31 protein-coding genes and 3 pseudogenes are annotated in these 25,289 nt (G+C 68.0%); 8 read left to right on the top strand and 26 right to left on the bottom strand.

Translation table 11 applies throughout. The annotated features are described in order from the left end of the window. Positions 1 to 150 precede the first annotated feature (150 nt). Positions 151 to 306, top strand: a pseudogene (locus RGD00_RS02220) (aminotransferase class I/II-fold pyridoxal phosphate-dependent enzyme); the annotation flags it as partial. On the opposite strand, the pseudogene RGD00_RS02215 reads toward RGD00_RS02220, so the two are convergent. The 8 genes and pseudogenes from RGD00_RS02215 to RGD00_RS02180 all read right to left on the bottom strand — a co-directional run. Beyond that, positions 295 to 1,128: pseudogene (locus RGD00_RS02215) on the bottom strand (DUF2163 domain-containing protein); the annotation flags it as partial. The pseudogenes RGD00_RS02220 and RGD00_RS02215 overlap by 12 nt on opposite strands. A 202-nt stretch (positions 1,129 to 1,330) precedes the next feature. After that, entirely contained in the window at positions 1,331 to 1,981 is a 651-nt protein-coding gene (locus RGD00_RS02210) for a lysozyme (protein ID WP_310455554.1), read from the bottom strand. Between the two features lie 22 nt (positions 1,982 to 2,003). Then, the gene (locus RGD00_RS02205) at positions 2,004 to 2,294 is read right to left on the bottom strand and encodes a hypothetical protein (protein ID WP_310455553.1); all 291 of its coding nucleotides are present in this window, start codon (positions 2,292 to 2,294) and stop codon (positions 2,004 to 2,006) included. Positions 2,295 to 2,306: 12 nt separating this feature from the next. Beyond that, positions 2,307 to 2,933 carry a phage distal tail protein, Rcc01695 family gene (locus RGD00_RS02200; protein ID WP_310455551.1) on the bottom strand — a complete coding sequence of 209 codons (627 nt, stop codon included), beginning with the start codon at positions 2,931 to 2,933 and terminating at the stop codon, positions 2,307 to 2,309. 61 nt (positions 2,934 to 2,994) lie between these two features. Next, the gene (locus tag RGD00_RS02195) at positions 2,995 to 5,436 is read right to left on the bottom strand and encodes a phage tail tape measure C-terminal domain-containing protein (RefSeq protein ID WP_310455550.1); all 2,442 of its coding nucleotides are present in this window, start codon (positions 5,434 to 5,436) and stop codon (positions 2,995 to 2,997) included. Continuing rightward, a complete protein-coding gene (locus RGD00_RS02190) occupies positions 5,429 to 5,557 on the bottom strand; it encodes a DUF7697 family protein (RefSeq protein ID WP_255453286.1) in 129 nt (42 codons plus the stop codon). Before RGD00_RS02190 ends, RGD00_RS02195 begins: the two co-directional genes overlap by 8 nt. A gap of 98 nt (positions 5,558 to 5,655) precedes the next feature. Then, complete coding sequence (locus RGD00_RS02185) at positions 5,656 to 6,093, bottom strand: hypothetical protein (RefSeq protein ID WP_164608646.1); 438 nt, start codon at positions 6,091 to 6,093, stop codon at positions 5,656 to 5,658. Between the two features lie 2 nt (positions 6,094 to 6,095). Next, positions 6,096 to 7,037, bottom strand: a complete 942-nt coding sequence (locus RGD00_RS02180) for a phage tail tube protein (RefSeq protein ID WP_310455546.1) — start codon at positions 7,035 to 7,037, stop codon at positions 6,096 to 6,098. A 120-nt stretch (positions 7,038 to 7,157) separates the two neighbouring features. On the opposite strand from RGD00_RS02180, the gene RGD00_RS02175 reads away from it, so the two are divergent. Continuing rightward, entirely contained in the window at positions 7,158 to 8,189 is a 1,032-nt protein-coding gene (locus tag RGD00_RS02175) for an IS110 family RNA-guided transposase (protein WP_310455544.1), read from the top strand. 241 nt (positions 8,190 to 8,430) lie between these two features. On the opposite strand, the gene RGD00_RS02170 is transcribed toward RGD00_RS02175, so the two are convergent. Continuing rightward, positions 8,431 to 8,880: an acyl-CoA transferase gene (locus tag RGD00_RS02170; RefSeq protein ID WP_310455543.1), complete on the bottom strand. Its 450-nt coding sequence runs from the start codon at positions 8,878 to 8,880 to the stop codon at positions 8,431 to 8,433. A gap of 70 nt (positions 8,881 to 8,950) precedes the next feature. Between RGD00_RS02170 and RGD00_RS02165 the strand changes: the two genes are divergently transcribed. Further along, entirely contained in the window at positions 8,951 to 9,304 is a 354-nt protein-coding gene (locus RGD00_RS02165; RefSeq protein ID WP_310455542.1) for a type II toxin-antitoxin system RelE/ParE family toxin, read from the top strand. Positions 9,305 to 9,309: 5 nt separating this feature from the next. Then, a complete protein-coding gene (locus RGD00_RS02160) occupies positions 9,310 to 9,681 on the top strand; it encodes a helix-turn-helix domain-containing protein (RefSeq protein WP_310455541.1) in 372 nt (123 codons plus the stop codon). A 3-nt stretch (positions 9,682 to 9,684) separates the two neighbouring features. Here the strand turns inward: RGD00_RS02160 and RGD00_RS02155 are convergent, their stop codons facing one another. Genes RGD00_RS02155 through RGD00_RS02115 form a run of 9 tightly spaced genes read right to left on the bottom strand, consistent with a single transcriptional unit; the run spans position 9,685 to position 17,887 of the window. Further along, positions 9,685 to 10,311, bottom strand: coding sequence for a DUF6441 family protein (locus RGD00_RS02155; RefSeq protein ID WP_310455539.1), 627 nt, complete (start codon positions 10,309 to 10,311; stop codon positions 9,685 to 9,687). After that, the gene (locus RGD00_RS02150) at positions 10,308 to 10,619 is read right to left on the bottom strand and encodes a head-tail joining protein (RefSeq protein ID WP_310455538.1); all 312 of its coding nucleotides are present in this window, start codon (positions 10,617 to 10,619) and stop codon (positions 10,308 to 10,310) included. The genes RGD00_RS02155 and RGD00_RS02150 overlap by 4 nt, the downstream gene beginning before the upstream one ends. After that, a complete protein-coding gene (locus tag RGD00_RS02145) occupies positions 10,619 to 10,954 on the bottom strand; it encodes a DUF2190 family protein (RefSeq protein WP_310455537.1) in 336 nt (111 codons plus the stop codon). The genes RGD00_RS02150 and RGD00_RS02145 overlap by 1 nt, the downstream gene beginning before the upstream one ends. A 15-nt stretch (positions 10,955 to 10,969) precedes the next feature. After that, a complete protein-coding gene (locus tag RGD00_RS02140) occupies positions 10,970 to 11,542 on the bottom strand; it encodes an HNH endonuclease signature motif containing protein (protein ID WP_310455536.1) in 573 nt (190 codons plus the stop codon). 15 nt (positions 11,543 to 11,557) lie between these two features. Further along, complete coding sequence (locus RGD00_RS02135) at positions 11,558 to 13,606, bottom strand: prohead protease/major capsid protein fusion protein (protein ID WP_310455535.1); 2,049 nt, start codon at positions 13,604 to 13,606, stop codon at positions 11,558 to 11,560. Positions 13,607 to 13,611: 5 nt separating this feature from the next. After that, positions 13,612 to 15,162 (bottom strand): phage portal protein, encoded by a 1,551-nt coding sequence (locus RGD00_RS02130; RefSeq protein WP_310455534.1) that lies wholly within the window; start codon positions 15,160 to 15,162, stop codon positions 13,612 to 13,614. Beyond that, positions 15,162 to 15,371, bottom strand: coding sequence for a phage head-tail joining protein (locus RGD00_RS02125; RefSeq protein ID WP_055460718.1), 210 nt, complete (start codon positions 15,369 to 15,371; stop codon positions 15,162 to 15,164). Before RGD00_RS02125 ends, RGD00_RS02130 begins: the two co-directional genes overlap by 1 nt. 1 nt (position 15,372) lies before the next feature. After that, entirely contained in the window at positions 15,373 to 17,379 is a 2,007-nt protein-coding gene (locus tag RGD00_RS02120; RefSeq protein ID WP_310455533.1) for a phage terminase large subunit family protein, read from the bottom strand. Further along, positions 17,327 to 17,887, bottom strand: coding sequence for a hypothetical protein (locus tag RGD00_RS02115; RefSeq protein WP_055460675.1), 561 nt, complete (start codon positions 17,885 to 17,887; stop codon positions 17,327 to 17,329). Before RGD00_RS02115 ends, RGD00_RS02120 begins: the two co-directional genes overlap by 53 nt. 112 nt (positions 17,888 to 17,999) lie before the next feature. Between RGD00_RS02115 and RGD00_RS02110 the strand changes: the two genes are divergently transcribed. The 4 genes from RGD00_RS02110 (at position 18,000) to RGD00_RS02095 (ending at position 19,520) form a co-directional block, all read left to right on the top strand. Next, a complete protein-coding gene (locus RGD00_RS02110) occupies positions 18,000 to 18,224 on the top strand; it encodes a hypothetical protein (protein ID WP_055460721.1) in 225 nt (74 codons plus the stop codon). 93 nt (positions 18,225 to 18,317) lie between these two features. After that, positions 18,318 to 18,905, top strand: coding sequence for a DUF3489 domain-containing protein (locus RGD00_RS02105; RefSeq protein ID WP_055460722.1), 588 nt, complete (start codon positions 18,318 to 18,320; stop codon positions 18,903 to 18,905). Positions 18,906 to 19,084: 179 nt separating this feature from the next. After that, the gene (locus tag RGD00_RS02100; RefSeq protein ID WP_310455529.1) at positions 19,085 to 19,294 is read left to right on the top strand and encodes a hypothetical protein; all 210 of its coding nucleotides are present in this window, start codon (positions 19,085 to 19,087) and stop codon (positions 19,292 to 19,294) included. 4 nt (positions 19,295 to 19,298) lie between these two features. Continuing rightward, positions 19,299 to 19,520, top strand: coding sequence for a hypothetical protein (locus RGD00_RS02095; protein ID WP_310455526.1), 222 nt, complete (start codon positions 19,299 to 19,301; stop codon positions 19,518 to 19,520). Here the strand turns inward: RGD00_RS02095 and RGD00_RS02090 are convergent. From RGD00_RS02090 to RGD00_RS02055, 8 genes and pseudogenes are all read right to left on the bottom strand, one after another. Continuing rightward, positions 19,505 to 19,735 (bottom strand): DUF7220 family protein, encoded by a 231-nt coding sequence (locus tag RGD00_RS02090; protein WP_063186636.1) that lies wholly within the window; start codon positions 19,733 to 19,735, stop codon positions 19,505 to 19,507. The genes RGD00_RS02095 and RGD00_RS02090 overlap by 16 nt on opposite strands. Further along, the gene (locus RGD00_RS02085) at positions 19,732 to 20,313 is read right to left on the bottom strand and encodes a hypothetical protein (RefSeq protein WP_310455906.1); all 582 of its coding nucleotides are present in this window, start codon (positions 20,311 to 20,313) and stop codon (positions 19,732 to 19,734) included. The genes RGD00_RS02090 and RGD00_RS02085 overlap by 4 nt, the downstream gene beginning before the upstream one ends. A 100-nt stretch (positions 20,314 to 20,413) precedes the next feature. Continuing rightward, positions 20,414 to 20,935: pseudogene (locus tag RGD00_RS02080) on the bottom strand (DNA cytosine methyltransferase); the annotation flags it as partial. Position 20,936: 1 nt separating this feature from the next. After that, positions 20,937 to 22,274 carry a site-specific DNA-methyltransferase gene (locus RGD00_RS02075; RefSeq protein WP_310455523.1) on the bottom strand — a complete coding sequence of 446 codons (1,338 nt, stop codon included), beginning with the start codon at positions 22,272 to 22,274 and terminating at the stop codon, positions 20,937 to 20,939. Between the two features lie 406 nt (positions 22,275 to 22,680). Beyond that, positions 22,681 to 23,127 (bottom strand): DUF6362 family protein, encoded by a 447-nt coding sequence (locus RGD00_RS02070; protein ID WP_310455522.1) that lies wholly within the window; start codon positions 23,125 to 23,127, stop codon positions 22,681 to 22,683. Next, positions 23,120 to 23,323, bottom strand: coding sequence for a hypothetical protein (locus tag RGD00_RS02065; protein ID WP_143794663.1), 204 nt, complete (start codon positions 23,321 to 23,323; stop codon positions 23,120 to 23,122). The genes RGD00_RS02070 and RGD00_RS02065 overlap by 8 nt, the downstream gene beginning before the upstream one ends. Further along, positions 23,320 to 23,838: a hypothetical protein gene (locus tag RGD00_RS02060; protein WP_310455521.1), complete on the bottom strand. Its 519-nt coding sequence runs from the start codon at positions 23,836 to 23,838 to the stop codon at positions 23,320 to 23,322. Before RGD00_RS02060 ends, RGD00_RS02065 begins: the two co-directional genes overlap by 4 nt. A gap of 359 nt (positions 23,839 to 24,197) precedes the next feature. Then, positions 24,198 to 25,289: AAA family ATPase (locus RGD00_RS02055; protein WP_310455519.1), on the bottom strand; the 1,092-nt coding region annotated here is incomplete at its 5' end.

The following is a 25,289-nucleotide window of genomic DNA, read 5'->3' as shown; positions in this document are numbered from 1 at the left end:
CCATCCTACGATCCGGCGGCAGGGGGGGCAAAAAAGCCACATTTCCCGACCCCAACCCCAAGGGATGGTTGCGAAATTCTGGACCGGCGCAATTTCCGCGGCTAATGTCGGTTCAAACCGGGACGACACGATCCCGGACCTGAGGCAGTCATGGCGTTTCCAGAGCGGTTCTCGAACCTGCCGGATTATGCGTTTCCGCGCTTGCGGAAACTTCTCGATGCGCACGCTCCGGGCGGCGAACCCATCGCCATGACCATTGGCGAGCCCCGCCACGCCATGCCCGATTTCGTCGGCCGCATCCTGGCCGGGGATGTTGGGGAAGCCCCGGAAGTTGGCGACATTGGCGAACTTCGTGCCGCAGCTCGTGATGCGCTTGTCGCACCCGGCGCGAATGGTGAACGTGTCGGTTCCGGCGATGCCCCGTACCGGGGCTTCCAGCAGGGTCAGGATGGCGACACCATCGACGAGGTCATGGGCCAGCACCTCTGCTTGCCGCCCGCCATTGGCCCCGCTGGTCCAGTCGAGGGTGCCGAAGGTGAACCAGCCGGAGGTGAAGCCGCCAAGCCCCGAGGCGGTGAAGGCACGGTCGCGCAGCAGGTCGATGATCGTGCCGGTGCCCTTGAACGCAGGGGCCTCGAGATTGACCCCGCAGCGCGCATCGCCAAGGGCGGCATCGCAGCTCGCCTGAAACGTCCGACCAACGGTCTGACCGAGGACATGGGCCAGCGATCGCACCTCGGCGACGAAGGCGAGCCGCCCGCGCCGTATCTGGCCAATTGCCCCGCGCCGCATCAGCAGGCGCTGGGAGGTCGCGGCCCAGTTCACCCGCCACACTTCGACAGCCGCATTGTCCCAGCGGCCATCGAGGATATCGGTCTCGGCGATCCGGTCGGAGGTCAGCACGCCTTGGGCGTCCTGCGCATCGACCGACAGGTCCGACCCCGACCGGACCTCGGATGCCGTCAGCCCGCTCTCCGGCTCGAACTCGGTGCCATCGAAGGTGAGGGTCTGGTCATGGTCGGTGAAGCCGAAGGTCACGCCATCCGCTCGCGTGATGCGCCAGCACCACGCAAGCGTCGTCGTGCCTTCGTCGAGGTGGGCCTGCAGGGCGGGGTTCAGAGATTTCACTTCCGCCCCCATCCGCGCCAGAGCGCGATCGAGGCCAGCGCTGAAGACACGACACCGCCTGCCGCGCCAGTCAGGGCGTAGAGGTTGAAGGGTCTGAGGTCGAAGGTTCCCGTCGCCAGGTCGAAATCTGCGAGCCCCGCCATGGCGAGGCCGGAGGCGACGAGGCAGGCGAGATAGACGAGGCTGCGGGCGAAGGTCCAGTTCATGTCGTTTCCTTTCCGGTGAAGAGGTTGGCGAGCCGCTGGCACCAGCTGGGCGCTGCGGCGGGCTGGGCGGGTGGCGGCATCGGTGCGCCGGTCGGGCGCAGCAAGACCAGCGCCTCTGCCTCGGTCAGCCGCCGGATCGGTCGCGAGAAATCGACCTGGCCGTTGCGGTCGACCGACCAGACCGGGATCGTGCCGGTCGGATAGCGGCCATCGGCGAAGAGATCGCGCTCGGCCTCGCGCCGGGACCGGATGGCAGCGGGTTTGAGCCAGCCCATGAAGGCCGCTGCGGCCGCCCCGCGGTTGCCTGCGTTCAGGTGGCGCGTCAGCGCGGCCTTGGCGATGCCGCCGGTGTTGTAGTGGAAACTGACCAGCGCATCGAACTCGTGGGGCGCGAGCGGCACCTTCACCGCGCGCAGCACCTCGGCCTCGTAAGCGGCGAGGTCGGTGCGGAAGATGCGGAAGGCCTCGCGGATCCCGGCATCGAGATCGGGGGGCATCCCGCGCGGCATCCGCGCCGGATCGGGCGGACCAGCGGCGGCGGTATGGCCGATGCCGAAGGTCCAGACGTCCTTCACGTCGAGATAGGGTCCGGGCACGACGCCTTCGTGCCGGATCAGGGTGAGACACCCCCGGTCGGTGGTCTGCATGGCGGTTGTCCTTTTGGGGAAATCAGGGCGCGTCGTGGCGGCGCTCGAGCGCGGCGGTCAGCGCCTCGATCCGGGCGAGGATGTTGGCGATCCGCTCGTCGATGACCGCGATGCGGCGGTCGGCCTCGACGATCTGGCGGTGGTAGAGGGGCGAGGCAGAGAGAAGTTCGGCGACCCGTGCTTCGAGCGAGGTCAGGCGGGTGTTCTGCGTGCCGGCCCACCAGATTGCGGCCCCGCCCTGCGCCGAGAGCGCCAGCGCAAGGCTCAGGTAGGCGGCCAGTGCGCCCATGCGCACGGTCGTGGGTTCCGACATGGGATCGGTCCTTCAGAGGCGGAGTTCGATGAGGGGGATGGAAGTGATCGACCCGAGGCGTTCGAGGTCGAGGGTGACGTCGAGGGCGTCGGTGTCGAAGCGGACGGGAACGTCGAACTCGAAGCCCGCAGTGATGGCGACGCCTGCGGCGGGAGCCGTGGTGAAGGTCACCACGCCTGTCGCGGTGGAAACCGACCAGCCGGAGGCCTGCGGCGTGCCGTTCAGCGCGACGGTGACGGTCCCGGCGACAGGCTTGGTGATCGCGCGCGTCCAGGACTGCGCGCCGGAAATGTAGTGCTTCGTGAGCTGAAACAGCGTAGCCGCCCCGTTCCCGGTGCCAATCGGCTGGTTGGTCGGCCCCGGCGTCTGCGATGGCGGGCAGGACTTGAAGTCGGCCCAGTCCTTGAAGCGGAAACCGTGGAGGCGACCGTTGCGGGCCTCGAAGAAGGCAACGACGGCCGCCAGATCGTCGGCGCGGCGAATGCCGTAGGCGACGTCATACCGGCGGCGGCTGTTGGCCCAGCTCGCGTTGCGTTCCTCAGCGCCCGAGGCCAGCTCGACGATCTGCGTGCGGCGCTCGGGACCACCGCGCGCCCCACGGCTGATGTTGTCCGGAAACCGGACCTCGTGAAACGCCATCAAGTTCCTCCATGGTTCGTTCTCTGGCCCCCGCAACCGGTTCCCACTTGCGGGGTCGCACTCACATGCCCCTCCGGCCCAGCGAAACGGCGCGGGCGATGTCGCTGGCGACCTGCGTGCGCGACTGGCGAAAGCTCTCGGCGTCGCGGGCGTTGATCGTGACATTCACGGTGGAGGCGCCCGCCTGGCCGTACCCTGCCGCCTCCCGTCGCGAGAGGACGCGCTCCCCGCGTTGCAGGATCGCGGGCACCTCATCGGGCCGCAGCCCGGCCCAGCCCCCGTTGTGCATGCGCGGGGCTCTCGCGAAGGCCCCGGCCGGGACCATCCGGCCGGGGCCCTGAGACCCGACGATACCGCCCGTGTGCAGGATGTTGGCGAAGATGCCACCCGCCCCGCCCAGCGCGCCGGAGAGCGCGTTTGCAATCGGGCCGAGGATGAAACGACGGGCGGCGAGCTTGGCCAGATCCGCAATCATCGAGGTGACCAGGTCGCGGAAGTCGAGTTTGCCGGTCTTTACGAAGTCGCCGATGGCGTTCTCGGCACTCTGAAACGCGCCGACCAGCGCGCTGCCGATATCCCCGCCGATGTCGCGCGCCTTGGCGGCATAGTCGGCGAGCGCGGCCGTGACAGCCTGCCAGCCGGTGAGGGCCGCGTCCGCGCCTTCGGCTGCAGCGGCCCCGGCATCGCGTGCTGCCCCGCCAGCGCCATCGGCGGCGGTGGCGGTGTCATTAAGCCCGGCCGTGAGGGCATCGGCAGAAGCGGCCGCATCGACGAGTGCGGTTTCAGCCTCGGTCCCCGTGCCGGTCACGGCATCCTTCAGCGCCTGCCAGCTGGCCAGCGGCCGTCCGGCGGCATCAGCCAGCATCCCGGCGGCCTCGCGATAGCCGTCGGCCCGAGCGCGAGCATCGTCGGCCATGGCGCCGAGGCCCAGGTCGGGCGGCTCGAGGTAGGTGCGTGCGAGGGCCGCCGAGAAGGCATCCGCCGCGGCAGCCCCTGCAGCCGTTGCGGCCCCCTCGAACGGATTGCCGATCCGGCCCAGTTCCACCGCATCGAGCGTGCCGATCCGCACGCCGCCTTCGCCGGTCGCCCATTCAGGCAGCAGGGCCAGCGCGGCGTTCAGGGTCTCGATGAAGCTGTTGATGCGGGTGACGACGCCGTTCAGCATGGCCTCCACCCCGCCGATCAGACCGTTCGCGGCCTGGTAGGCGAAATCGCCGATAGCCCCCGGCAGGCTGCCCCAGATCGCCACCGCGCCGTCATAGGCCCCTTGGAAGGTCGCGACGGTGTGATCCCCGAAACCCACGACGCCTGCGACGGCGCCGTCGAGCGCCGAGAGCGCGGCGGCCTTCAGCCCTTCCCATCCCGCCGCCATGCGGGCCAGCGCGGCGTCGAGCGCGAGCCCGATGCGCGACCAGACCTCGGAGGCCAGATCGGAGAGCAGCCGGAACGCTTCGCCGACCCCGCCCACGCGGGCGACGATTTGGGAAAGTTGATAGATCAGCTCCCCGACGCCGACGATCAGAGCGCCGATGCCGGTGCGGATCAGCGCCCCGCGCAACACGACGAGCGCGGTGGCCAACCCACGGACCGACAGCGCGGCGGCGGCCAGCCCGGCGACCCAGCGGCCCGCGAGGAAGGTCGCGAAGGTCACGGCATAGGTGGTCAGGCGGCCGATATTGTCGAAGAGGCCACGAATGGCGATACCGAGCGGGCCGGTCCGGCTGGCGACCGCCGCCATGGCGTTGGCGACGGCTTCCAGCGCGGGGGCTGCGGCAACGGCCAGCTGGTTCGACAGCCCCCGCCAGATCAGCCCAAGCCGGGAGATGGCATCGTTCGTGCGCTCGATCTGGTCGGCGTCCTGTTCGGAAACGGCGACGCCGAAGGCAAGCACGTCCTCGGTCGCCTGGCGCAGTGTCGCAGTGTCGATGCGCGACATGGCGATGGAGCCTTCCTCGCCAAAAAGCTGACCCGCGACGGCCGCACGCTCGGCGGCAGGCACGAAATTCTCGATGGCTGCGTTGATCGCGCCGACGCGCTGGTCCAGCGGCAGCGCGATCAGGTCGTTGGCCGAAAGACCCAGCCGGTCCAGCGCATCGGCGGCGGGACCGGTCCCGGCGGCCGCCTGGCTGAGACGGCGCGTCAGATCCTTGGTGGCCTGCTCGATGCCGGACATGGACACGCCCGCCAGTTCGCCCGCGCGCTCCAGCGTCTGGATCGAGGCGACGGTGGTCCCCAGCGACTGCGCGAGCTTGGCCTCCGCATCGACGGTCTGGAGGCCGGAGCGGATCATCGCCACGCCAGCGGCGGTGGCCGCTGCCACGGCGGCTGCGGCGGCCACACGCACCCGGCGCGAGAAGGCTGCGAGCCGGGCGTTTGCGGCTTCCATCTCGCGGCTCAGCCGTCCGAGGCCTCGAGCACCGGCTTCGCCGACGCCTTCCAGTTCGGCGCGCACCTGCCGACCACCGACTGCCGCAAGGCGGACGCTGACGCGTTTTTCAGCCATTGGGGCGTTCCATCTGTTCGTTGAGTTTGGCGACCATCACCGCTTCGATGACGGGCAGCAGTTCGGCCATGGCGAGCGGCGGCACGCCGAGGGCGTCACCGAGCGCTAGTGCCGCCGACATGTCCCAGCCGATCACCGCACCGGGCAGGACGCGCAGTTGGCCGCCGAGACGGCCGACCAGGTCCCAGACCTGCCAGCCTTCATACGTGAGCGGGCGGTTCAGCCGCGCCGGGCAGTCTTCGCACGCTTGCGTACAGGCTTCGCAGTACCGCTCGCCCCCGCCGAAGGACCATTCGGCGAGAGCGCGGAGGCGTTTTTTTCCCGCTCCAGAAGCAGACCCTTGGAGACGTAGGTCAACTGGAACGCCTCGAAGATCGGCCAGATGTCGAGCAGCGCGTCGATGGCCTCAGGGCTGGGATCGATCGGCTTGCCGTCCGCATCGCCGATACCCTCCCAGGCGAGCACCGCCCGCCGCGCCAGCGCCTTGGCGAAGGCGACGGCACGTTCCTCGTCGGAAGCCTCCTCGGACACCGCTTCGACGGCGGCATCGCTGCGCGTTGTCACCATCAGCGCGGTCGTCAGTGGGCGCAGCTGCACGCGCACACCGGGCGCGAGGTCATGCCAGCGGGGCGCATTGGTCAGGTCGAGCGTCAGCATTCTCAGTATACCTCGATGTCGTTGATCAGGGTTGCCGTGCACATACGGCCGACCACACTGTCGCGCGCGGCCTGCCAGTCGAAGGTCGCCTGCACGCCCTGCGGCCCAGAAATCTCGATGCGCGGGCGCGGCAGGTAGACGGCATGCACGGTGAAGGTGAAGCTCTCGCCGGACGGCAGGACATAGGCGAACTCGAGCTCGCAAGGATCGCCATTGATCGCCTGCGTGACCAGCGTGCTGTCGGCGAAGCGCACCTCGATCCGGCCGGTCAGCGCGGCGATGGACGGGTCCGCGCCGTCGATGCGGCCATCGCTCCGGATCGTCTCGATCCGGTCGAGGTTGTTGGCATAGGTGATCTCGGCCGAGACCACGTTCCCGAGCGCGGTCCCGTTCCGCGTGATCGACCCGTTGAAGTGACCGAAGCGTTTGAGCTCCAGCGCTGCGGGCGTTCCGGCGCTGGTGGTCGTGCCGACCGTCTCGCCCTGCGCCACCAGCCGCGCCGTCGCTGTCAGCAGGCCCGAGCGCTGCATCTGCCAAGTGATCTGGTCGAGCACGCAGCCCGAGTACATCGCGTAGCGCGGCACCTCCGGCATGCCGGTCTCGATCGACATGCTGGGCAGCGTCCACGACCCCGATTGGAACTCGTGGCTGTAGGGCGCTTCCGCGCCGGTGGTCGTCGGCGCGCCAAACGCCGCCTTGAGCCAGAAGCCAAAGGCCTCCGCGTCGAGCGGCACGACGACATCGCCGTCCGCCGTCACTGCGTCCTTAATCGGCGCCAGCGGGTCGCGGCCGTAGCCGAGCAGCTCCGAGTTCAGCAGCGGCTGCTCCGCCCCCAGCGAGGTGCTGGCGAAGGGCATGCGGGTGAAGCCGCTCGCGGGCGGCGTTCCATAGGTCGTCTCGAACGCAAGCGCCATCTGCGCCCGCGCCCCCTGGGCTCGTGCCATGTTTGTCTCCTGTGGTCGGTTGGGTCAGGCCAGATGGGGTGGTTGCCGCCCTGACCTGACGGCATCGCAATGTGCCAAAGTGGTGGTGTTCACAGCCACTGAGCGGAAAGGACGGCAACCATGGCGAAGGATACGATGATCGGGGTGGATCTGGCAAAGAACAGTTTCCAGATCCACGCGGCGACACTGAACGGCGAGGTGAAGTTCCGCCGGAAGCTCACGCGGGCGCAGTTCCTCTCATTCATGTCCGCGCAGCCGCCGGCCGTCGTCGTCATGGAGGCCTGCGGGGGCGCCCATCACTGGGCGCGGGAACTGGCCCCGCTTGGTCATGACGTCCGGTTGATCGCCCCTGTCTATGTCAAACCCTTCGTGAAGCGGCAGAAGAACGATGCTGCCGATGCCGAAGCCATCGTCGAAGCGGCCCAACGTCCGGAGATGCGGTTCGTTGAGCCCAAGAGCGCCGAGCAGCAAGCCCGCGCGCTTCTGTTCCGGACGCGGGAACAACTCGTCCATCAGCGCACCGAGCTGGTGAATGCCCTCCGTTCCTACCTTTACGAATACGGTCATGCCCTGCCGATCGGGATCGCCAGCCTCCGGCGTGTCGAGGCGATCATTGAGGACACGGCCAATGATCTGCCGGACCTTGTTCGTGACATCTGCCGCGACCTGCTCCAGCAGATCGCCGAGAAAACAGCGCGTATCGATGTGCTGATGAAGCGCATAAGGGCGACCGCCGAGGACACGGAGGCCTCGCGGCGGTTACAGACGATGCCGGGCGTCGGTCCTGTCACGGCACTTGCCGTAGAAGCCTTCGCGCCGCCTCTGGAGAGCTTCCGGTGCGGGCGCGACTTCGCTGCCTGGCTCGGTCTGGTGCCCCGCCAGAACTCGACCGGTGGCAAGCAGCGCCTTGGGCGAGTGACGAAAGCTGGCCAGGCCGACATCCGGCGCCTGCTCATCGTCGGTGCGATGTCCCGCCTGACATGGCTTGGCAGGAAGTCGATCCGGCCCGGATCGTGGCTGGCACGCATGCTCGAGCGCAAGCCGAAGATGCTCGTCGCCATCGCGCTGGCAAACAAGATGGCGCGCGCGATCTGGGCCATGCTGACCCGAGGCGAGGATTACCGGGATCCGGTGCCGGTCGCTGCCGCCTGAGAATATCAGGCGGATCGCGAAACGGCGTCGGTGTGAGGGAGGTGCGAGAAGGCGACGACCAGCATGGGCAATACGATCGATGAGATCTGGACGGGGAAAACCAGAGATCCGCTGAGAGCCTTCGAGTTCTGAGGCCAGATTTGGACCCTGTCCGCAGATCACCATACCGGCCCGCGGCAAATCGGAAGGCCGCAACCGAGAGGCCTGACAGAAGACCGCGCTCGATCACCTGTTCATTTGTTCAACTTCCTCCTTGCATCTCGGGCGGCAACCACAGAAGTGGATCGGCCGTGGAATAATGCAGTATCACCGGAATCACGGCCGCCTTCAGGCTGGCCGCGCCGTCCACCGGCAGATCGACCGACTGCGGGGCTTCCGCCTCGACCCAGTCGCAAAGCCCGCCTAGCGTGCGGTCGGCGGCAAGCGCCGCGCCGGTACTGGCGCAGAGCGTATCAAAAGCCGTGTCCCGGCTCGCGCCCTGCACCACGGCCTCGATCTCGGCGCGGTGCTGGTAATGGTAGCGCAGGGGCGACAGCGTCACCTCGGGCTCACCCGGCTCGCCGTCGCGCAGGATCAGCAGGCCCTCGGCCGGAACGCGCTCGGGCAGCATCTCGCCGCGCAGGGCGGTGGCGGGCAGCGCCGAAAGCCGCGCGTGCAGCGCGGCGAGGATGGTTTCGCGGGTGGTGGGCATAGGGATGCTCGCGCCATTCTTGCAAGATTAGTGCTTCAAGGCTATATAGCTTCCAAGACATGAGGATCGCATGCTCTGGACCGTTTCCTTCGCCGACGAGTTCGAGCCGGAGTTCGACGAACTCGACGAGGAGGTTCAGGACGCGATCTTCGCCCGAGTGCTGCTCCTCGAGCGTGAGGGACCGTCGCTCGGACGTCCGCATGCCGACACCCTGACCGGGTCGAAGCACGCGAACATGAAGGAGTTGCGCTGCAGCGCCGCCGGCGGCGTCTGGCGCATCGCCTTCGCTTTCGATCCCGACCGGCAGGCGATCCTGCTCGTCGGCGGGGACAAGTCGGGTAGCAGCGAGAAGCGCTTCTACAAGCAACTGATCGCGCGGGCCGATGAGCGGTTCGACCGCCACCTGGCCAGACGGAAAGGATGACGATCATGGCACGCAGCCTTCAGGACAAGCTCGCAAGCCTCGACCCGGCACGCCGTGCAAGGATCGAAGCCGAGGCCGATCGTCTGCAAACCGAGTACCTGACCTTGCAGGAACTGCGCAAGGCGCGGGAACTGACGCAGGTGCAGCTTGCCGAAGCCTTGGGGGTCCAACAGGCGACCGTCGCGAAATACGAGCGCCAGAGCGATCTCCTTCTCTCGACGCTCGCGAGCTACGTCCGCGCCATGGGTGGCTCGCTGAAGCTGACGGTCGAGTTTCCCGGCAAGGAGCCAGTCGCACTCGACGGGCTTGGCGATATCGATGAATCCCGCGGTCGGCGGCGTGGAGAACGCGCCGACGCTGCTGCTGCCCGTCCGTAATCTTCATCCGGCATCCACCCAGTTCGTCACGATCAGCCCCGGCACCGCATCGCGCGCCCGTTCGGCATCCCGCGCGAGGTTCAGCCGTTTCGGCAGCCTGACCTGCGGGACCAGCAGGAAGATCGGCACGGTGGTCAGTCCTCGGCCGGTCTTCGACCGCGATGCCACGGCACGGCCCTTCTTGTTCAGTCGTCCCTCGGCGACGAGCAGGCTCGGCCCCGTGCGCCGATAGACGAAGCGCAGGCGCAAGCCTGTGCGACGTTCCCATTCACCGGGAGTGATCCGCCCGCCGCGTAGGGATTTGCCCGCCGCAGGCGTCGGGATCGCAAGCCAGAACCCGTTCTTCGAGCGGATCAGCAGGCCGGTATCGTGAGCGCCGATGATCACCGGGGCCTTCGACCAGACCAGCGCGGCAGCGTTGAGGCTCGGCTGGCCCTTGGGATAGACTTCCGACCGGATGGTGCGGGCAAGCCGCGCGCCGAGCCCCGCGCCGGTGATCTGCGCGCGCCAGGCGGTCTTGAGGCCGGTCCCGGCATCGCGCATCGCCGTGGTGACGGCCTTCTCCCCGGCCTTCACCTCCGCGTCCATCAGGCGGACGATATCGCCGACGATGCTGACGCCGAGTTTCATGCGGGCCTCAGATCCACGGTCCAGACGAGCCGTTCGCGGTCGCGGACGGGCTCTCCCTGGATCAGGAAGGCGTCACCGTCGATCTCGATCCTGTCGCCGGGGCGCGGGCTCGGCACCTCGGCCACGCGCAGGTCGATCCGGGTGGTTTCGGACCAGAGCCGCGCGTCGCCGAAATCGCTGATCGCATCGGCACGCCGGGCGACGACGCGCACCAGAGCGGGCGCGCCGCCGTCGGCGATGTAGACTGCGTCCAGGCCGATGTTCGGATCGGCGAAGAGCGCGCCCACGGCGGCGGCGAAGGCGTTCATCAGAAGGCCGCGTTGAGGCGCACGCGGCCGATGGTGTCGCCCGCGCCGCTCGCCACGGCCTCGGTCGCCACACCGATGAGGGTGTTGTCCGTCGCGACCGTGGTGCAGCGCTTGTTGGTGTTGTCCCAATAGACCTTGACGCCCGCGGCCCATGCCTGCGAACCGATCTTGGTCAGGTCGAAGACGCCGACGAGCGCAGTCTCGACGGGTTCGCCGAGGGCGGCGGTTCCGGAAGCGACGCCGAAGATGGAGCCGACGAGCAGGCCATCGCCCGAGGCGACGGCATAGGGCGCGGTCAGGGTGATGGTGTTGCCGGGCTGGACGAAGTTTTTCATGGGGGTGATCCTTTCTCAGACGCGCTGATTGGTCAGGTGCTTTCGGATGCGGCCCGTTTTCAGGGCGGCGACGTGGCTGATGGTCACGCCGAACGCCCTTGCCACCTCGCGGCGGGAGAACCCCGCGCCGAGGCAGTCGAGCATCCGGCTGCATTGATGATCGGTCAGGCGCGAGAGATGCGAGCGGTCGCCACAGGGCATCGTGCCGTGGTCGCGCTTGTGCCCGATGTTCTCGCGCTGCGTGACATAGGCGAGGTTTTCGACACCATTGTTGGACTTGTCGCCGTCGAGATGGGCGATGACCGGTCCCTGCTGTCGCGGCCCAAGGAACGTGGTCGCGACCAGAATGTGCAAGGCAATCCGCTGGCGGCTGCCTGCCGTTTCGCGGACCAGCGTGTGGTGCAGATACCCCTCTGGGTCACGCCACGGCTGCCTTAGCGTCCAGTCGCGGCGATCCAGCCAGCGAGAGCACGCACCGCGAGGGATCCTGCCCTTGCGATGCGCGCTCCAGACCCGGCCGGTCCGATCGATGTGGTAGCCGGGGAAACCGGGGATCGGCACCGCGCCCAGTCGATCATCGATCGTCATGGGAGCCAGCCGGACCTATGCCCCGGGATTTTTGTAGAGGCCGCGCCAGTCGATGGCCTTGGCGCCGAAGTCGAGGCGGCACTTGATCTCGACGCCGTCGACGTCGAAGCCGTTGCGGGTCTCGATGTAAGCGCCCTGCTGACCCTCGAGATAGGCGTACTCGATTGTGTCGATCTGGTTCGGGCTCGCGGCCAGATACCAGGCGGTCTCGCTGGCGGCGTCGAGGCGCGGCTCGCTGATCGGCGCCAGCGTCCGGATCGACTGCGGCACCACGCTCGAGGTTGCGGCAGGTACGAGGTTTTGCGCGACCAGTTGCTCGGCTTTCAGTTCCAGAGAGGCGGGCACGATCAGGAAGGCGGGGCGGACGTTCAGCACCGTCTTCTTGTCGAGGCCCGTCTGCTTGGCCATGGCGGCGCGCGCCGCGCCGACACTGCTCACGTCGAGCGCCGCACCGGTCCCTGCGAGGTTCTTGTGGGTGGTGTGGAAGAGCGCGTTGCCGTCGGCCATCGCCGGGTTCGAGGTGATGATGCCCCAGACCACGTCCGACTCCAGCTGGGCGATGGAGTTGCCGTACATCGCCGGGATGCGGGTGAAGGCGTCGAGATCGTCGTTGATGAGCACCTGCCGGGTGATCGCGACCACCCGGCCATAGGTCTTGACCTTGTAGCTTTCCTTGCTCTCGCCCAACGTCCCGCGCTTGAACTCGCCGCTCTCGCCGACCTCCAGAAGCTGCGGCGCTTCGCCCAGCTGGACGCGGTGCATGGACTTGAAGTCGGTGGCGAGCACCTGGCGGCAGAAGAGCGCAAAGGTCCGGGGATAGGCGTCATAGGCCTGCCGGAGGGTCTTGTTGGTCACGGCCGACAGGATCTCGGGGAAGTCCGAGGTCGAGTGCAGCGCGCGCGTCGCCACCTCGTCGCGCGACAGACCCCGCGTGTTGACCCCCGCATTGCCGAGGCTCTCGCGGGCGAGCTCCAGCAGTGTCATGCCGCGGTACTGGCGCGCGGCGTCCTCGAGCGGGAACAGCGTCGGGCTGTAGCGGTGCAGCAGCGCGTTCGCCACGGCGTCGCGGCGGGTGATGCGCTCGTCCCGGCCGCCGAGGGGGACGGAGACGTGGGGGAAGGTCCGGGTCTCGTCGGATTTCGCGGCGACCTGGTCGAGGATCAGGCGGCGGGATTCATCGACGCTGACGCCGCGCTTGACCAGATCCTCGGCGAAGCTGCGTTCGAGGTTCAGGCGGCCCGCCAGATCGTAGATGGTGGAGACGCGATCGCGCTCGGCCTCGCGGGCGCGCGTCGCGATAGCCTCGGTGTCGGGCGCGGGCGTTGCCTGCGTCTTCGGCTGGGCGCGGGTTTCCGCTGCGGCGACCTTCGGGTCGGGCGCAGCCGCTTTCGGTTCGGTCATGGTGGTGTCCTCGGTATCATTCGGCTCGGTCGGCTGGGTGGTGGCGGGGGTGGCGGCGTCGCTCGCCGGGGTCTTGTCGGTCATCGGGGATGCTCCTTCTTGCGTGGGGGCGTCCCGGCGGTGGAGGACGCAGTCGTGATGTTCGCCCTTGGCGCGGAAGCCCGCGGCGGGGTCTGCGCCGACCGGCACGGCCGAGACCTCGAAGGGCGTCCAGTCGACCGCCCGCCAGAGCTCGCGCCCGCCATCGGGCTTGGAGATGTCGAAGCGGTGGACCTGATAGCCGATGGAGACGGCCCGGATGTGCCCGGCCTGGATGTCGCGCCAGATCGGCTCGACATCGGCGCGCTCGGAGATTCGCACCAAGGCGATGCCGCGGCCGTTCTCGATCCGGGCAGAGCCCGGCACGACCGAGCCGATGACCGCGTCGAGCGTGTCGAGCTCATGCACCTTCAGGAACGGCGCGCCCGCGTTCAGCCGGTCGAGCCGGACATGGGCCGGGTCGAGGCTGAGCTCCTCGTCATAGGGCTCGCCGAAGAAGGTGGCGCGGCGGACGCGGGCCCCGGCCGACCAGACCACCTCGACGGTGCGGCTGTCGGCATCGGCGGTGTTCGGCGCAAGCTCCGCCGACCGGCGCATGGCCGGCAGTTCGATCATCGTGTCCATGTTGGTCAGTCCTGTCGGTCAGGGTCGGCCTGCGCCGGGTCATTATCCGCGTCGGCGGAGGGATCGTCGGTGTCTGGTTCGTCGGCAACCGGATCGCTGCTCTGCGCGCTGCCGGTCTTGGTCACCCGCCGCGGATCGCTGTCGAGCACCAGCCCGAGCGCATCGAGCTTCGCGTTGGTCGCGGCGATCTCGGCCAGCACGGCGTCGGGATTGCGGCCCTGTTTCGCGATCACCTCGGCCAGCGTCATGGTGCCGGAGCGGATCGACAGCAGGTTCGCCATCGCATCCTTCTGCGGATCGACCGCCTCGAACTTCGGCGGCGACCATTCGACCGGCACGATCGGCGACGGGATCTGCCCGGCCGCCCACGCGGCTTCCGTGAACCATCGCCAGACCGGCGCGCAGAACATCGGGATGAAGAGTTGCCATTGCACGGCGTCGATCTGGCGGCGGAACTCCACGAGCCCCGCCCGGATCGAGGAATAGTTGACCTGTGACAGATCGCCGGTGAGCAGCTCGTAGGGCACCCGGAACCCGGCCGAGATCGTGTGCAGGCTCGCACGCTTGTATTCGCCGTAGCCGCCGGTAGCTGACGGCTGGTTGAAGCGGATGTCCTTGCCGCCGCGGGCATAGGCGATCAGCCCCGGTTCGAACTGCTCGACCCGGTTGCCGTCGGCGTCGACAACGGAAGGCGCGATGCCCTGCTGCGCCTCGTCGTCACCGAAGACGATGGCGGTGACGCAGGCCTCGGTCTTCTTGCGGACCAGTTCCGCCACTTCATAGTCGTCGAGATCGCGCAAGCTGCGGATCACCGGTGCGCCCCAGGGAACGCCGCGCGCCTGCGTGCGCTGCTTCTCGTAGACATGGGCGATCTCGCTGGCCGGGACCGGGCGGCTCTGCAAACCGTTCTGCAAAGCGCCATAGGCGTCGCCCGGATGCTCGGCGTGCAGCCAATAGGCCCGGCGCTTGCCGACCGGGTCGAACTCGATCCCCTGCACGAGGCGGCCCGCGCCGAGGGCGCCGGATTTGGTGGCGTCGAGGAAGTCGGCCTCCAGCACCTGCAATTGCAGCGGCACCGGCAGGCCGTCCGCAGCGCGGCGCAGGCGACGGCGCACCAGCACTTCGCCGGCCTCGACCATCTCACGGCAGATCAGCGTCTGAAGCCCGTAGAAGTCGAGCTGGCCGTCGGCGTCACAGGCCTCGGCCCATCGTTCGAACAGATCGTCGACGCGGCGGTCCAGCGTGTCGTCGCCGCTCGCGGCGCGCGGCATGATGCCCGCGCCAATGATGTTGTTCACCAGCACGGCCACGGCCTTGGCCGCGTGCGGGTTGTTGCGGACGAGGTCGCGCATGCGGTCGCGCAAGAGCGCCCCGGCCACGCCGATCTCGGTGTCAGCCGAGGATCCAGAGGCACGCCAGCCCTCCGTGCGGCGTCCTCGCGCGGCGCCCTCGTAGCCGCGCGCGAGCGTCTCGAACGCCTGTCGCGCCAGGACACGCCGCGCGGCGGCCCTAGGGGCGACCGAAGCGATGGCGCGGTCGAACCAGTTCACCGCCATCAACGATCCCCGCGCGAGAAGCCCGCGAGCCCGGCGATTGGAAGCGGCCGCCCCACACTGGCAATCGCGCGCTCGATGGTGCGGATGCGGGCGAGCAGATCCTCCGCCGAGCCGTAGTCCACGGACTTGCCGTCATAGCTGACGCGGGTCGTGCCACTGGCATAGGCCCGGCGCAGGGCCGAGAGCTCGGCTTCGGTCCAGTCGGTCATCTCAGAACCATCCTTCCCGCCGCCCGATCCAGTCGGAACGGCGTTTGCCTTGGGCTACCTGTCCCGGCCTGTGGATCTGCCCGGCGGGATCGCTGTCGGTCGGGGCCGCCCCGAGCTGGTCTTCGAGGTCGCGCCATTTCTCTTCGGGCCAGCGGTCGGCGCCCGCGATCCAGGCGGCCGCGCGGGCGTAGACTCGGCAATCGAGCGCCTCGTTGCGCTCACGCAGCTTCTGCCATTCGAGCTTCGCGAAGCCGCGCTTCGTGCGCACCGTGACCAGCTGTTCGGCCACGACCTGCTTCAGCCACTCGCTCTCGACCCATGTCGGCAGGTGGATCGTGCCGGGCGGGAACGCCGCGCCCTCGTCACGTTCCTCGGCCGTCGGGCGCTCCAGCCGCAGGAAGCGGTAGGTTTCGGCCTTGAAGGTCGAGACCGCCACCGTCCAGAGCCGGGCGCCGCGACGCAGGCGCTTCCCGCCCTCGGTCGCATCCACGAAAGTGGGGCCGGAGACCGGACTGGACCGATTGAAGCCTTCGAGCCCCTTGACTGGCGCGACCTGCGCAAAGCCGACCTTGCGCGACCAGGCGTAGACGGCCGGGGCTTCGTAGCCAGTATCGATGGCAAGCCGCGCGATCCGAAGGTGTGCGCCGTTTTCATGCGGCCACGACCGGTCGAGGAGTGCCGTCAACTGGTCCCAAGCATCATGCCGATCCGGCCCGCCCTCGATCACGACGTGATCGACGAGCCAGCTCTCAAGCCCTCGGCCCCAGGCCCAGACATCGACCTCGATGCGGTCCTTCTGGACATCCGCGCCCGCCGTCAGGAACAGCCCGCCCGCTGGCACCGTGCCTGGCTGCCACTCCTCGCGGCGATCGTATAGCCGCTGCCAGTCCGGCGCCTCTCCGGTTTCGATCCATGTCTCGCCGAGGATCGTGTTGCGGAACGCCTTGATCGCCTCGTCGGAGCCTTGCGCCGCCTCCCAGCTGCGCGCAATCCGTGACCAGCTGAGCCAGCCGACAGGTGAATAGAGCGCCGAGAGGTGGTAGCCAACCGTGGTGGGATCAGCGGCGACAGCGGTCGCCCGCCATTCGCCGCGCTCCAGCATCGCCGTCTTGTGGTGCTCCGCGATGGGTTGATCGCAGCTCTCGCAGAGATACTCCGCCGTCTCCGGCTTGCCCTTCTGCCAGCGCAGCCGATCGAACTTCATCCACTGCATCGCCCGGCAATGCGGGCACGGGACGAAGTAGCGCCGCTGGTCGGACGCCTCGAACTCGCGCTCGATGCGGCTGAGCCCCCGGATCGTCGGCGTCGAGATCAGGAACACCTTGCGCCGGTGGGCGAAGGTCAGCGACCGTGCCTCAGCCAACGTCACCGGGTCGCCTTCCTCGTCGGCTGAGGCCGGATAGGCGTCGACCTCGTCGAGGAAGATGTAGCGCGCCGGGGTCGAGCGCAGCCCGACCGCCGAGTTCGCGCCCGTCATGATCAGGATGCCGCCCGCGAATTCCTTGGACAGCATCGTGTTCCCGGCATCGCGGGATCGGGCCGGTTTGACCCGCTCCCGGAGCTCGGGACTTTCGTCGATCAGCGGGTCGATCCGCTGGCGCGAGTTGCGCTTGGCCAGTTCGACCGTGGGCTGGACCGCCAGCATCGGGCCCGGGGCCTGATGGATGGCGAAGCCGATCCAGTTGTTGCCGGCTTCCGTCGCGCCGACCTGCGCAGCCTTCATGAACACGACCCGTTGCGCCGCGTCGCCGGGCGACAGCCGGTCCATGATCTCGCGCATGTAGGGCGTGCGCGCAGTGCGATACCGCCCGGGTTCGGCCGAAGCGCGGCCCGAGAGCATCCGGTGCCGGTCCGCCCATTCCGAGACGTTCAGATCCGGGTCGGGCCGCAGCCCGTTGCCCCAGGCGCGCAGGATCTCCGCCGCGCCGTCGAAGTCCGTCAGGCCATCGCCGTTCTCACCGGAAGTCGGGCCGGACCTCGGCGAGTTCGTCGAGGTGGGCGCGTACATGTTTCTCCAAGGCCTTCTGCATGGTGGCCGCCTCCACGCCGAGTTCGGCCGCCATCAGCGCCGCCGCGCGCGCCGGCCAGTTCACCCAAGCATCGCGCTCCTCGCGCGCCAGCCGGAACACGACCGCAACCGCCCGGGCGCGGTCGACGAGTTCTCCCTTGAGCTTCTGAAGCCGGATGCGCCGCTCCTGGGCCTTCAGCACCTCATTCGCGGTCTTGGCCTGCAGGAAGGTCGTGCCGCTGCCGACGGGTGGCGCGGCAAGCCCTTGTTCCCGCAGAGTGTCGCCAACGGCGGACACGGCCGCGTCGGGGACAGGTTTCAGCTTCGGCGCGGGCGGTTTCCGGGTCTTGGACGGGTCCGTCATCGCCGCCCGGCGTGTATCGCTCGCCTCTGCGTCGATGCTGCCATCCTCATGGAGGACCAGCCGTCCCGCCGCCTTCGCCTTCTGGATCGCGCCCCGCGAGAGACCGACGCGCGCGGCGTATTGGCGCTCGCTCATGCCTAGCATCGGTCGCTCCGATTATCATTCAGATTCATGTGCTTATTGAGTTGATAAGCAGCGCGACCGGAGCGAACGTCACTCCAACGACGCGATGCAACTCGACCACGGAGCCACCACGATGACCCGCTGCACACAGGACAACACGAAGGCCCTCGACGCCTTCCTCGCCGCCAAGTTCGAGATCGACGCGATGCTGGAACGCCTCGCTGCTCTCAGCGCGGACCACTTCGAGGTCCACCCCGACGAGATCCACTGGGGCCATGTCGGCACCCTGAACCACTACAGCGCCAGACTGCGGGAGATCACCGATATGGCGTTCTGCGAAGGCGAACACGCCGAGTAGCGCCAGCCTCTCCGAAGCCTGCCCGCCGCGAGGCGGGCTTGGGGTCGTAGAAGGGCCGCGATGGGCGCGGCCCCGACCATGGAGACGACCCCGATGACCCAGCTTTCCGACACTCAAGCCGTGATCCTCAGCGCTGCTGCTCAGCGCGACGACGGCAACGTCCTGCCGCTGCCCGGTTCCCTGCGCGGAGGCGCCGCCGTCAAGGTGGTGGGCGCGCTTCTCTCTCGCGGACTGGTCGCGGAAACGGTGACCGACAGCCAGACGAAGGCCGACGCCGCGCTCAACCGCATCTGGCGCAACGACGAGAACGGTTGCGCCATCCTCCTGCACATTACCGACGCTGGTCTCGCCGCCATCGGCATCGAGCTGGAGGGGCCCGACACCGCGCTCACGGACGCCAACGAAACGCCGAGCGCGGACGCCCCGGAGAACACCCCGCGTGAGAGCGATCCCGCGCCCAAGGCGCGCACGCGGCGCGAGGGCACCAAGCAGGCTACCCTGATCGCCATGCTGCGCGCACCGGAAGGCGCGACCATCGCGGAGATCATGACCGCGACCGGCTGGCAGTCGCACACGGTGCGCGGCGCGATGGCCGGGGCGCTGAAGAAGAAGCTCGGGCTCGAAGTGACTTCGGAGAAGATCGAGGGACGCGGACGGGTCTACAGGCTTCCACCTGTCTGAAGGCCGAAGCGTCGAACCGGATGCGCCGCCCTTCGGGGCGGCGGTTTACGTTTCGGCACAGCCGTGATATGCGCGTTCCCGCGAAAATCATCCCGACTTCGACCCTCATCGCTGGTTCTTCATTCGCGGCCCTCCGGACCGCAGGCATTCGCATGTCTGCAAATCCCGGAGGACGAATGATGAACTACAAGCGCAAGAAATCTCGAACCAGAAGCAGGAGCGTCGGCGCGTTCCCGAACGGAACGCCGTCGCACTGGAACATCCTGTTCCACAGCCGTCCGCGCCGCCGCCGCAACGCCCGGACGATCACCCGGCTGCTGCACGGCGCCGATCCCGATACGCTGATCTGGGATCTCGGCAACCACAAGCCGCACAAATACTACTGGTGATGCCATGACCGATGTCTCTGCCGATCACGGCACTGTCCTACCGCCGGGCTCGTCCGCCCTCGTCGTCTCTGCGGAGGGCGAACTTTCCTTCTATCTGCCCGAGAACCCGCCCGATGCACCAGTCCCGCGTCTGGTCCAGCTTCTCGCGGCCGTGCTGATGCGGAGCGAGGACGAGGAATGGGTGGAGGAGATGCTCTGCCTCTTCGAGGATCAGTCCCGGAACTGACCGCTGACCCGGATCGCCTCGAACAGCCTCCGCAGCAGGAAGCTGCGCAGAATCGAGACGACGGTGAAGATCGCCCCGATCGCCAGCGCGTTGTCGAGACGCGCGGGCAGGCCAAACCACGGGAAGACCATCAGCTGGGTCGCAACCGCGACGCCATAGCCGACGGCCACGTTGGTGATGGCTTCGACCAGCGACATGAGGCGCGACTGCCTCATGCCGGCACACCTTCACCTTCGTCCATCGGCCAGCAATTCAGCTGCGAGAGTTCTGAGCGCATGCGCCGCAACCAGCGGGACCACTCCGTTCCCGCAGAGCCGAAGCCGGTCCACCCGGTGGGCCAGCCCATCAGCGCCTCGACGAACAGCGGGTTCAAGGTTCGGCGCGCATCGGAGGTATCGCTCCCAGCCATAGGTGTCACCAGGACCTGGCGGCCAAGCAGGCCGTTCACCGGCGTGTTCGCCAACGTCGTCGCCCCATCCTTGTGGTCGCGCGCCGTCGGCGTCATCCATATCCCCGCCGCATGGGTCAGGTCGGCACTCCTGCGGTTGCCAGCGCTCGGCTTGCAGCCGTCGCTCGCCATCGGCGTCGGCCAATCCCGCGCCATCCGGTCCAGACCCTTCTCGTCGCGCCTGTCGCCACCTCGACTGCGAAAACTGTCGGTCTGCGGCGTCGGCCACATCGCCGCCGTCGTTGCGAGGTTCATCCCGTGCTGACCCGCTTCCTGCGATGGCGTCGGCTTCGTCTGCCGGTTCTCGTTGGCGCTGGCGCGGGGCGTCGGCCAGAGCTGCAGCAATTCGGTCCGGTTGCCGCCACTCGACCGGGTTCCAGAGCAGGCGCGCGGGGTCGGCCAGTTCGTCTCCCTCGCGGATGGCGAGGATGAAGAGCCGCTCACGCTTGTGGGGCGCGCCGACTTCCGACGCCGTGAAGAGGCCTGCCGCAAGGCGGTAGCCCATGCCGACCAGTCCTGCGGCGACTTCGGGGAAGCCGAGGCAGAGATGATGGGCGACGTTCTCGAGGAAGACGAAGGGCGGCTCGACCTCGCCAATGATCCGGGCGACATGTGGCCAGAGGTGGCGCGGGTCATCCGCGCCCCGGCGTTTGCCCGCGACGGAGAACGGCTGGCACGGATAGCCCGCAGTGACGATGTCCACTGCGCCGCGCCACGGGCGGCCGTCGAAGGTTCCAACATCGTCCCAGACAGGCGCCGGATCCAGGGCCGCGTCTTCCATCCGCGCCACGAGGACGGCTGCGGCGTAGGTTTCCCGTTCGACATGGCCCACAGCACGATATCCGGGGATGGCGACGGCGAGCCCGAGATCGAGCCCGCCAGCGCCGGAGCAAAGCGAGAGGCCGAACAGGCATGCGTCTGCGGTTCCGGAAGTGCATCCGGAGGAAGGTAGAGCCAGGTCATGCATGTCACGCGGCTATTTCGGGTTCGGTTTCAGACGCGGCCGGGGCATCCCCAAGCCGCTCGGTCCTCACCTGCGCGAATGTCCGACCGTCGCCGTCGAGGATCGCTTTGCGACCCGTTTCGGCCTGCCAGCGCTCCACGGCCACATCGACATAGGCCGGGCTGATCTCCATCGCAAAGACGCGCCGACCATTGGCTTCGCCCGCCATGATCTGCGAGCCGGAGCCCGAGAAGGGCTCGTAGCAGAGCCCGCCGCGCGCCACGTGCTGGCGCATCGGGATCCCGAAGGCGTCGAGCGGCTTCGGCGTCGGATGGTCGGGCCGCTCGTCCCTCGCGAAGCTCGGCATCTCCCAGGTCGAGGGCAATGTCTCGTCCGCCACCTTCGGCGGTCGGTTGGGGCGCCGCCAGCCCATGAAGCACGGCTCGTGCTTCCAGAGGTAATGCGAGCGGGTCAGGACGCCCCGGTCCTTCACCCAGATGATCTGCTGGTGAACGAAGGCGCCGGCCTTCTCCCAGCAGGCCTCCAGCATCGCCTGGCGACGCGAGGCGTGCCAGCAGTACCAGGCGGCATCCTCGGTGATCGCCTCGGCGATGGCAGCGGCGATGAAGCCGTCGTAGAGGTCCGCGCCCTGCGAGCTGTCGTCCCAGGTCACGCCGTAGGACTGGCTCCAGTCCTTGTTGCGCGTCGGGTGGTTGGAGCCGTCATAATCGACGAGATACGGCGGGTCGGTCGCGAACAGCACTGCGCGCTCGCCGTTCATCAGGCGGCGGACATCGGCATGGGAGGTCGCGTCACCGCAGAGCAGACGATGCTCACCGAGGATCCACAGATCGCCGGTCCGCGAGGCCGGGTTGCGCGGCGGTTCGGGGATGGTCACCGGGGGCACGCTGGCACCGCCGCCTTCCTGGCCATCGCCCTCCTGCACATAAGCTAGCAGCTTGTCGAGCTCGCCGTCGGAAAACCCGACCAGCGACAGGTCGAAGTCCTCGGCCAGCAACTCGTTCAACTCGGCCGAGAGCAGCGCCTCGTCCCAGCTTCCCAGTTCCGTCAGCTTGTTGTCCGCGATGCGGTAGGCCCGGCGCTGCGCCTCGGTCAGATGCCCGAGCACGATCACAGGCGCCTCGGTGAGCCCCAGCTGCGTCGCGGCAAGCACGCGCCCATGGCCTGCGATCAGCTCCCCGTCCTCGGCCACGAGGCAGGGCACGGTCCAGCCGAACTCGGCCATGCTGGCGGCGATCTTCGCGACCTGGTCTGCCCCGTGCACCTTCGCGTTCTTCGCGTAGGGCTGGAGCCTGGCCAGCGGCCACATCTCGATCCGCTCGGGAGCGAAGCTCAGCGTCATGGGCAAGGCGTTTCCGTCGTGCGGGTGGATTGCCGGCTGGCTTCCGGACTCCGGATGCCGCGCTGGACTCCACGCGGGATCCAGCGGCGTCCGGCCACCAGGCCCGAAAGCCAGCATTCATTGGGGTCTGCGCGGGGTTCCGGCGGCTCCGACTTCCGGGTGGCTTCCCAAAAATCCGGCCCTGCCGCTGGCGATGCGCCGCGCTTCGCCCGCCAGCATACGAATATCGCCAGGAAGGAACCAAGAACTCAATGGGTTAGCCCATTGGACCCCGGCTGGACCCTTCGCTGGACCCCGGAAGCCAGCGGCGCGGCCTCTGCCTGCGCGCTCCTCTCCCGAGCATATTGGTTTTGTAACGGCCTCGTCGAAATGTGTAAGGCCCTGCGATGTACACCCGAAAATTTCCTCAGAGGACGATTTTTCTTGACAGCCGATTGGCGTTTTCGATGACGAACTGCTGCGAGCGTCGGGGCGACGGCACGCGACCGTTCAGCCGCCAGGTGATCACCGCAAGGCCGTATTGCCAGCGCTTGGTCGCGGCCGTGCGCGACAGGCCGAACTGCCAGCAGATCGGCTTCCACGCCATTCCGTCGGCGCGGGCCCAGACCAGGCGCCCATCCTCGGGCTCGAGCCAGCGCAGCCAGAGCATCGCTTCCTCGGCCTGCGTGATCTGACGCGGGCTCGGCCGCGGCCGCCGCATCTGGGGTTCCTGTCCAACCTTGTCGGCGAAGCTGTGGAAGTACTCCGGCCAGGCGTTGAAGAAACCCTGCGGCATCACGGCCGGCATCTGCCGCATCACGCCCGCCGCGAGCTCCAGCCGATCCTGCACTTGTGCTGTGGTCCACTCACCCATGACGCGCCTCCCGTTCCCGCTTGCCGTAGAGCCGCTCGCCGAGCTGGCGCACCAGCTCCCGCTCGGGCCAGGTCAGGCGGTCGTCGTCGATGGCGACCGCCAGCAGCCCCTGTTCCTTCCAGCCGTCGCGCTTGACCTCGTCGGGATTGCGGCGGCGACCGCCGTAGCCCTTGGGCGTGAACCGCATGCCGCTCATTGCACACCTCCCCGGGTCTCCAGTGCCCAGAGAAGGATCGCGATGGCGTCGGCCTCGTTGTCGTCGGCGGGCGAGAAGCCGCGCGCTCGGGCGGCCGCCATCATGGCGTCCTTGTTCGCGTTGCCCTTGCCGGTGGCGTGGCGCTTGATGGTGCCGACCGGCACGCCCTGATAAGCGACGCCCGCGGTCTCCGCCCATGACGTCAGCGTGGCCAGCAGCCCGCCATACACATGCGCCGCGTCAGTCCCGACGTGCCTGCGCACTTCCTCGAAGTGGATGGCGGTGATGGCTCCGGCGTCGTGCGCCAGCTGCTCGAGCCAGCCCCGGAACCGCAGGTAGCGCATGCCGCCGCCGTCATAGCGGCTCGGTCGGAAGGATACGGTGCCGCTGGTGATCAGACCGTCCGCAGCCTGCAAGGCCCAGCCGGTCGTGGTGCCGAGATCGAGGGCGAGGACGACCGGCACGCCGGGGCACGGGGCGCTCATGGGTGTCGGGGTCAGAGATGCGTGGGCCATAATCGGCTCCTTTCCGGTTTGGTGCTCGATGGGGTGACGGGCGGGACATCCAGCCTTTGAGATTGCCCAGGGGTAGGTGGTGACCCTCCCGCGCCTGGCGGGGAGGTCACCTACCCCTTTAGGGGGGCGTTTTCCGAATTCTGAAATCTGCTCCAAGGCATTGATCCAAAACAGAACTTCCAGAATCCGGAGCAGAATCCGGAAAGGCCCTTCCGGATTCTGGAAAGCACCTTCCAAGCCACTGAAATGAAATCGGAAAAGCCAGAATCCAGATTTCACGCGGGGAGCAGAATCTGCGGATTCTGGCCAGAATCCGGGGCTGCGGAGCCAGAATTCGCGGCGGGGAACGGCGTGAATTCTCATGCCTCGTCCTCCTCCTGATAGACCCAGACGGAGGGGTTCTCGACGGGCAGGACGGCCCCGGTCTGCGGGCATTTGTAGTGGCTGGGCAGCGCCGGGATCAGCTCCGGCGTGACCTCGCCCGTGTCGGGATCGACGGTCTCGCCGCCCGTGCCGAGCAGCATTCCCTCGACGCAGAGATAGCCGTATTTGCTCCGCTCCGCGGCCAGGCCGATGCGCGTGGCAGCGGGGCCGCGGATGAACTTGACCTTGCCCTTGGTGGCGAGAACGCTGAGCCGGTCGTGGACGATGGTCCGCCCGCCGAGCCCCCCGGTATTCTCGAATGCCTCGGAAAACTGGGCGAAGGTGTAGAGCTTGCCGCGCCGCGCCTCCTCGTAGAGCAGACCGAGGATGACGTCGTGCTTGCGCATGCGCTCGGCGTCATGCTTTGCGCCCACCTCGGCGCGCACGAGGCGCTCGTTCATCGGGTTGATCTCGACCCATTGGCCGCGCACCTTGTCGATCAGCTTCGTAGGCAGCGCCGGGCCGTTGCGCAGTTCGATCTCCAGCTTGCGCTCTGACGCGTCCTCGTCCGGGCGGTGCAGGATGAGGCCGGACGTGTAGAAGCCCCGCAGCGCGCTGGCGCCCGAAAGCGCGAGGAACGGATCCTCCTTCACCTGATGCTTGCTCAGCTTCTTGGTGTGGTGGATCAGGATGATCCCGCAGTCGGGGTTCACGTGGTCGCGAAGCACCTCGACCCGGTCCTTGAGGAAGAACATCATCGCGGCGTTGTCGTTCTCGCCACCGCCGTCAGGTCCGCCGTCGAACAGGTTGCGGATCGGGTCGATGCACAGGATGTCGACGGGCTCGGCCGGGAACGCCTGCTGGATCGCCTGCGCGACCAGCGGGCTGCCACCCTCATCGAGGAGCAGTTTCAGCTTCGGCGTGACAACAAGATTTTCGCGGGCGGCGGCCATCACCTCGGGCGGCAGGCCAATCTGCTGCATGCGCTCGCGCAGATAATGGTACTGGATCTCGGCCTGCAGATAGAACACGCGCAGCGGCCGTGGCGGCGTGAAGCCAAGGAACGGCACACCGGCAGCCATGTGCAC

This window comes from Ruixingdingia sedimenti (assembly GCF_031432425.1).
Taxonomy (GTDB): Bacteria; Pseudomonadota; Alphaproteobacteria; order Rhodobacterales; family Rhodobacteraceae; genus Ruixingdingia; species Ruixingdingia sedimenti.
This window is presented reverse-complemented; position numbering and strand designations above follow the sequence as displayed.

Excerpts from the sequence above, each read along its gene's own strand:
- RGD00_RS02125 (WP_055460718.1), bottom strand. The coding sequence starts at position 15,371 with ATGACCGACTGGACCGAAGCCGAGCTCTCGGCCCTGCGCCGGGCCTAT.
- RGD00_RS02155 (WP_310455539.1), bottom strand. The coding sequence starts at position 10,311 with ATGAAACTCGGCGTCAGCATCGTCGGCGATATCGTCCGCCTGATGGAC.
- RGD00_RS02065 (WP_143794663.1), bottom strand. The coding sequence starts at position 23,323 with ATGAGCGGCATGCGGTTCACGCCCAAGGGCTACGGCGGTCGCCGCCGC.
- RGD00_RS02195 (WP_310455550.1), bottom strand. The coding sequence starts at position 5,436 with ATGGCTGAAAAACGCGTCAGCGTCCGCCTTGCGGCAGTCGGTGGTCGG.
- RGD00_RS02110 (WP_055460721.1), top strand. The coding sequence starts at position 18,000 with ATGACCCGCTGCACACAGGACAACACGAAGGCCCTCGACGCCTTCCTC.
- RGD00_RS02115 (WP_055460675.1), bottom strand. The coding sequence starts at position 17,887 with ATGCTAGGCATGAGCGAGCGCCAATACGCCGCGCGCGTCGGTCTCTCG.
- RGD00_RS02100 (WP_310455529.1), top strand. The coding sequence starts at position 19,085 with ATGAACTACAAGCGCAAGAAATCTCGAACCAGAAGCAGGAGCGTCGGC.
- RGD00_RS02200 (WP_310455551.1), bottom strand. The coding sequence starts at position 2,933 with ATGGCGTTTCACGAGGTCCGGTTTCCGGACAACATCAGCCGTGGGGCG.
- RGD00_RS02160 (WP_310455541.1), top strand. The coding sequence starts at position 9,310 with ATGGCACGCAGCCTTCAGGACAAGCTCGCAAGCCTCGACCCGGCACGC.
- RGD00_RS02060 (WP_310455521.1), bottom strand. The coding sequence starts at position 23,838 with ATGGCCCACGCATCTCTGACCCCGACACCCATGAGCGCCCCGTGCCCC.
- RGD00_RS02105 (WP_055460722.1), top strand. The coding sequence starts at position 18,318 with ATGACCCAGCTTTCCGACACTCAAGCCGTGATCCTCAGCGCTGCTGCT.
- RGD00_RS02140 (WP_310455536.1), bottom strand. The coding sequence starts at position 11,542 with ATGACGATCGATGATCGACTGGGCGCGGTGCCGATCCCCGGTTTCCCC.
- RGD00_RS02205 (WP_310455553.1), bottom strand. The coding sequence starts at position 2,294 with ATGTCGGAACCCACGACCGTGCGCATGGGCGCACTGGCCGCCTACCTG.
- RGD00_RS02090 (WP_063186636.1), bottom strand. The coding sequence starts at position 19,735 with ATGAGGCAGTCGCGCCTCATGTCGCTGGTCGAAGCCATCACCAACGTG.
- RGD00_RS02210 (WP_310455554.1), bottom strand. The coding sequence starts at position 1,981 with ATGCAGACCACCGACCGGGGGTGTCTCACCCTGATCCGGCACGAAGGC.
- RGD00_RS02070 (WP_310455522.1), bottom strand. The coding sequence starts at position 23,127 with ATGGGTGAGTGGACCACAGCACAAGTGCAGGATCGGCTGGAGCTCGCG.
- RGD00_RS02095 (WP_310455526.1), top strand. The coding sequence starts at position 19,299 with ATGACCGATGTCTCTGCCGATCACGGCACTGTCCTACCGCCGGGCTCG.
- RGD00_RS02175 (WP_310455544.1), top strand. The coding sequence starts at position 7,158 with ATGGCGAAGGATACGATGATCGGGGTGGATCTGGCAAAGAACAGTTTC.
- RGD00_RS02120 (WP_310455533.1), bottom strand. The coding sequence starts at position 17,379 with ATGTACGCGCCCACCTCGACGAACTCGCCGAGGTCCGGCCCGACTTCC.
- RGD00_RS02190 (WP_255453286.1), bottom strand. The coding sequence starts at position 5,557 with ATGTCGGCGGCACTAGCGCTCGGTGACGCCCTCGGCGTGCCGCCGCTC.
- RGD00_RS02180 (WP_310455546.1), bottom strand. The coding sequence starts at position 7,037 with ATGGCACGAGCCCAGGGGGCGCGGGCGCAGATGGCGCTTGCGTTCGAG.
- RGD00_RS02150 (WP_310455538.1), bottom strand. The coding sequence starts at position 10,619 with ATGAACGCCTTCGCCGCCGCCGTGGGCGCGCTCTTCGCCGATCCGAAC.
- RGD00_RS02185 (WP_164608646.1), bottom strand. The coding sequence starts at position 6,093 with ATGCTGACGCTCGACCTGACCAATGCGCCCCGCTGGCATGACCTCGCG.
- RGD00_RS02165 (WP_310455542.1), top strand. The coding sequence starts at position 8,951 with ATGCTCTGGACCGTTTCCTTCGCCGACGAGTTCGAGCCGGAGTTCGAC.
- RGD00_RS02145 (WP_310455537.1), bottom strand. The coding sequence starts at position 10,954 with ATGAAAAACTTCGTCCAGCCCGGCAACACCATCACCCTGACCGCGCCC.
- RGD00_RS02135 (WP_310455535.1), bottom strand. The coding sequence starts at position 13,606 with ATGGACACGATGATCGAACTGCCGGCCATGCGCCGGTCGGCGGAGCTT.
- RGD00_RS02075 (WP_310455523.1), bottom strand. The coding sequence starts at position 22,274 with ATGACGCTGAGCTTCGCTCCCGAGCGGATCGAGATGTGGCCGCTGGCC.
- RGD00_RS02130 (WP_310455534.1), bottom strand. The coding sequence starts at position 15,162 with ATGGCGGTGAACTGGTTCGACCGCGCCATCGCTTCGGTCGCCCCTAGG.
- RGD00_RS02170 (WP_310455543.1), bottom strand. The coding sequence starts at position 8,880 with ATGCCCACCACCCGCGAAACCATCCTCGCCGCGCTGCACGCGCGGCTT.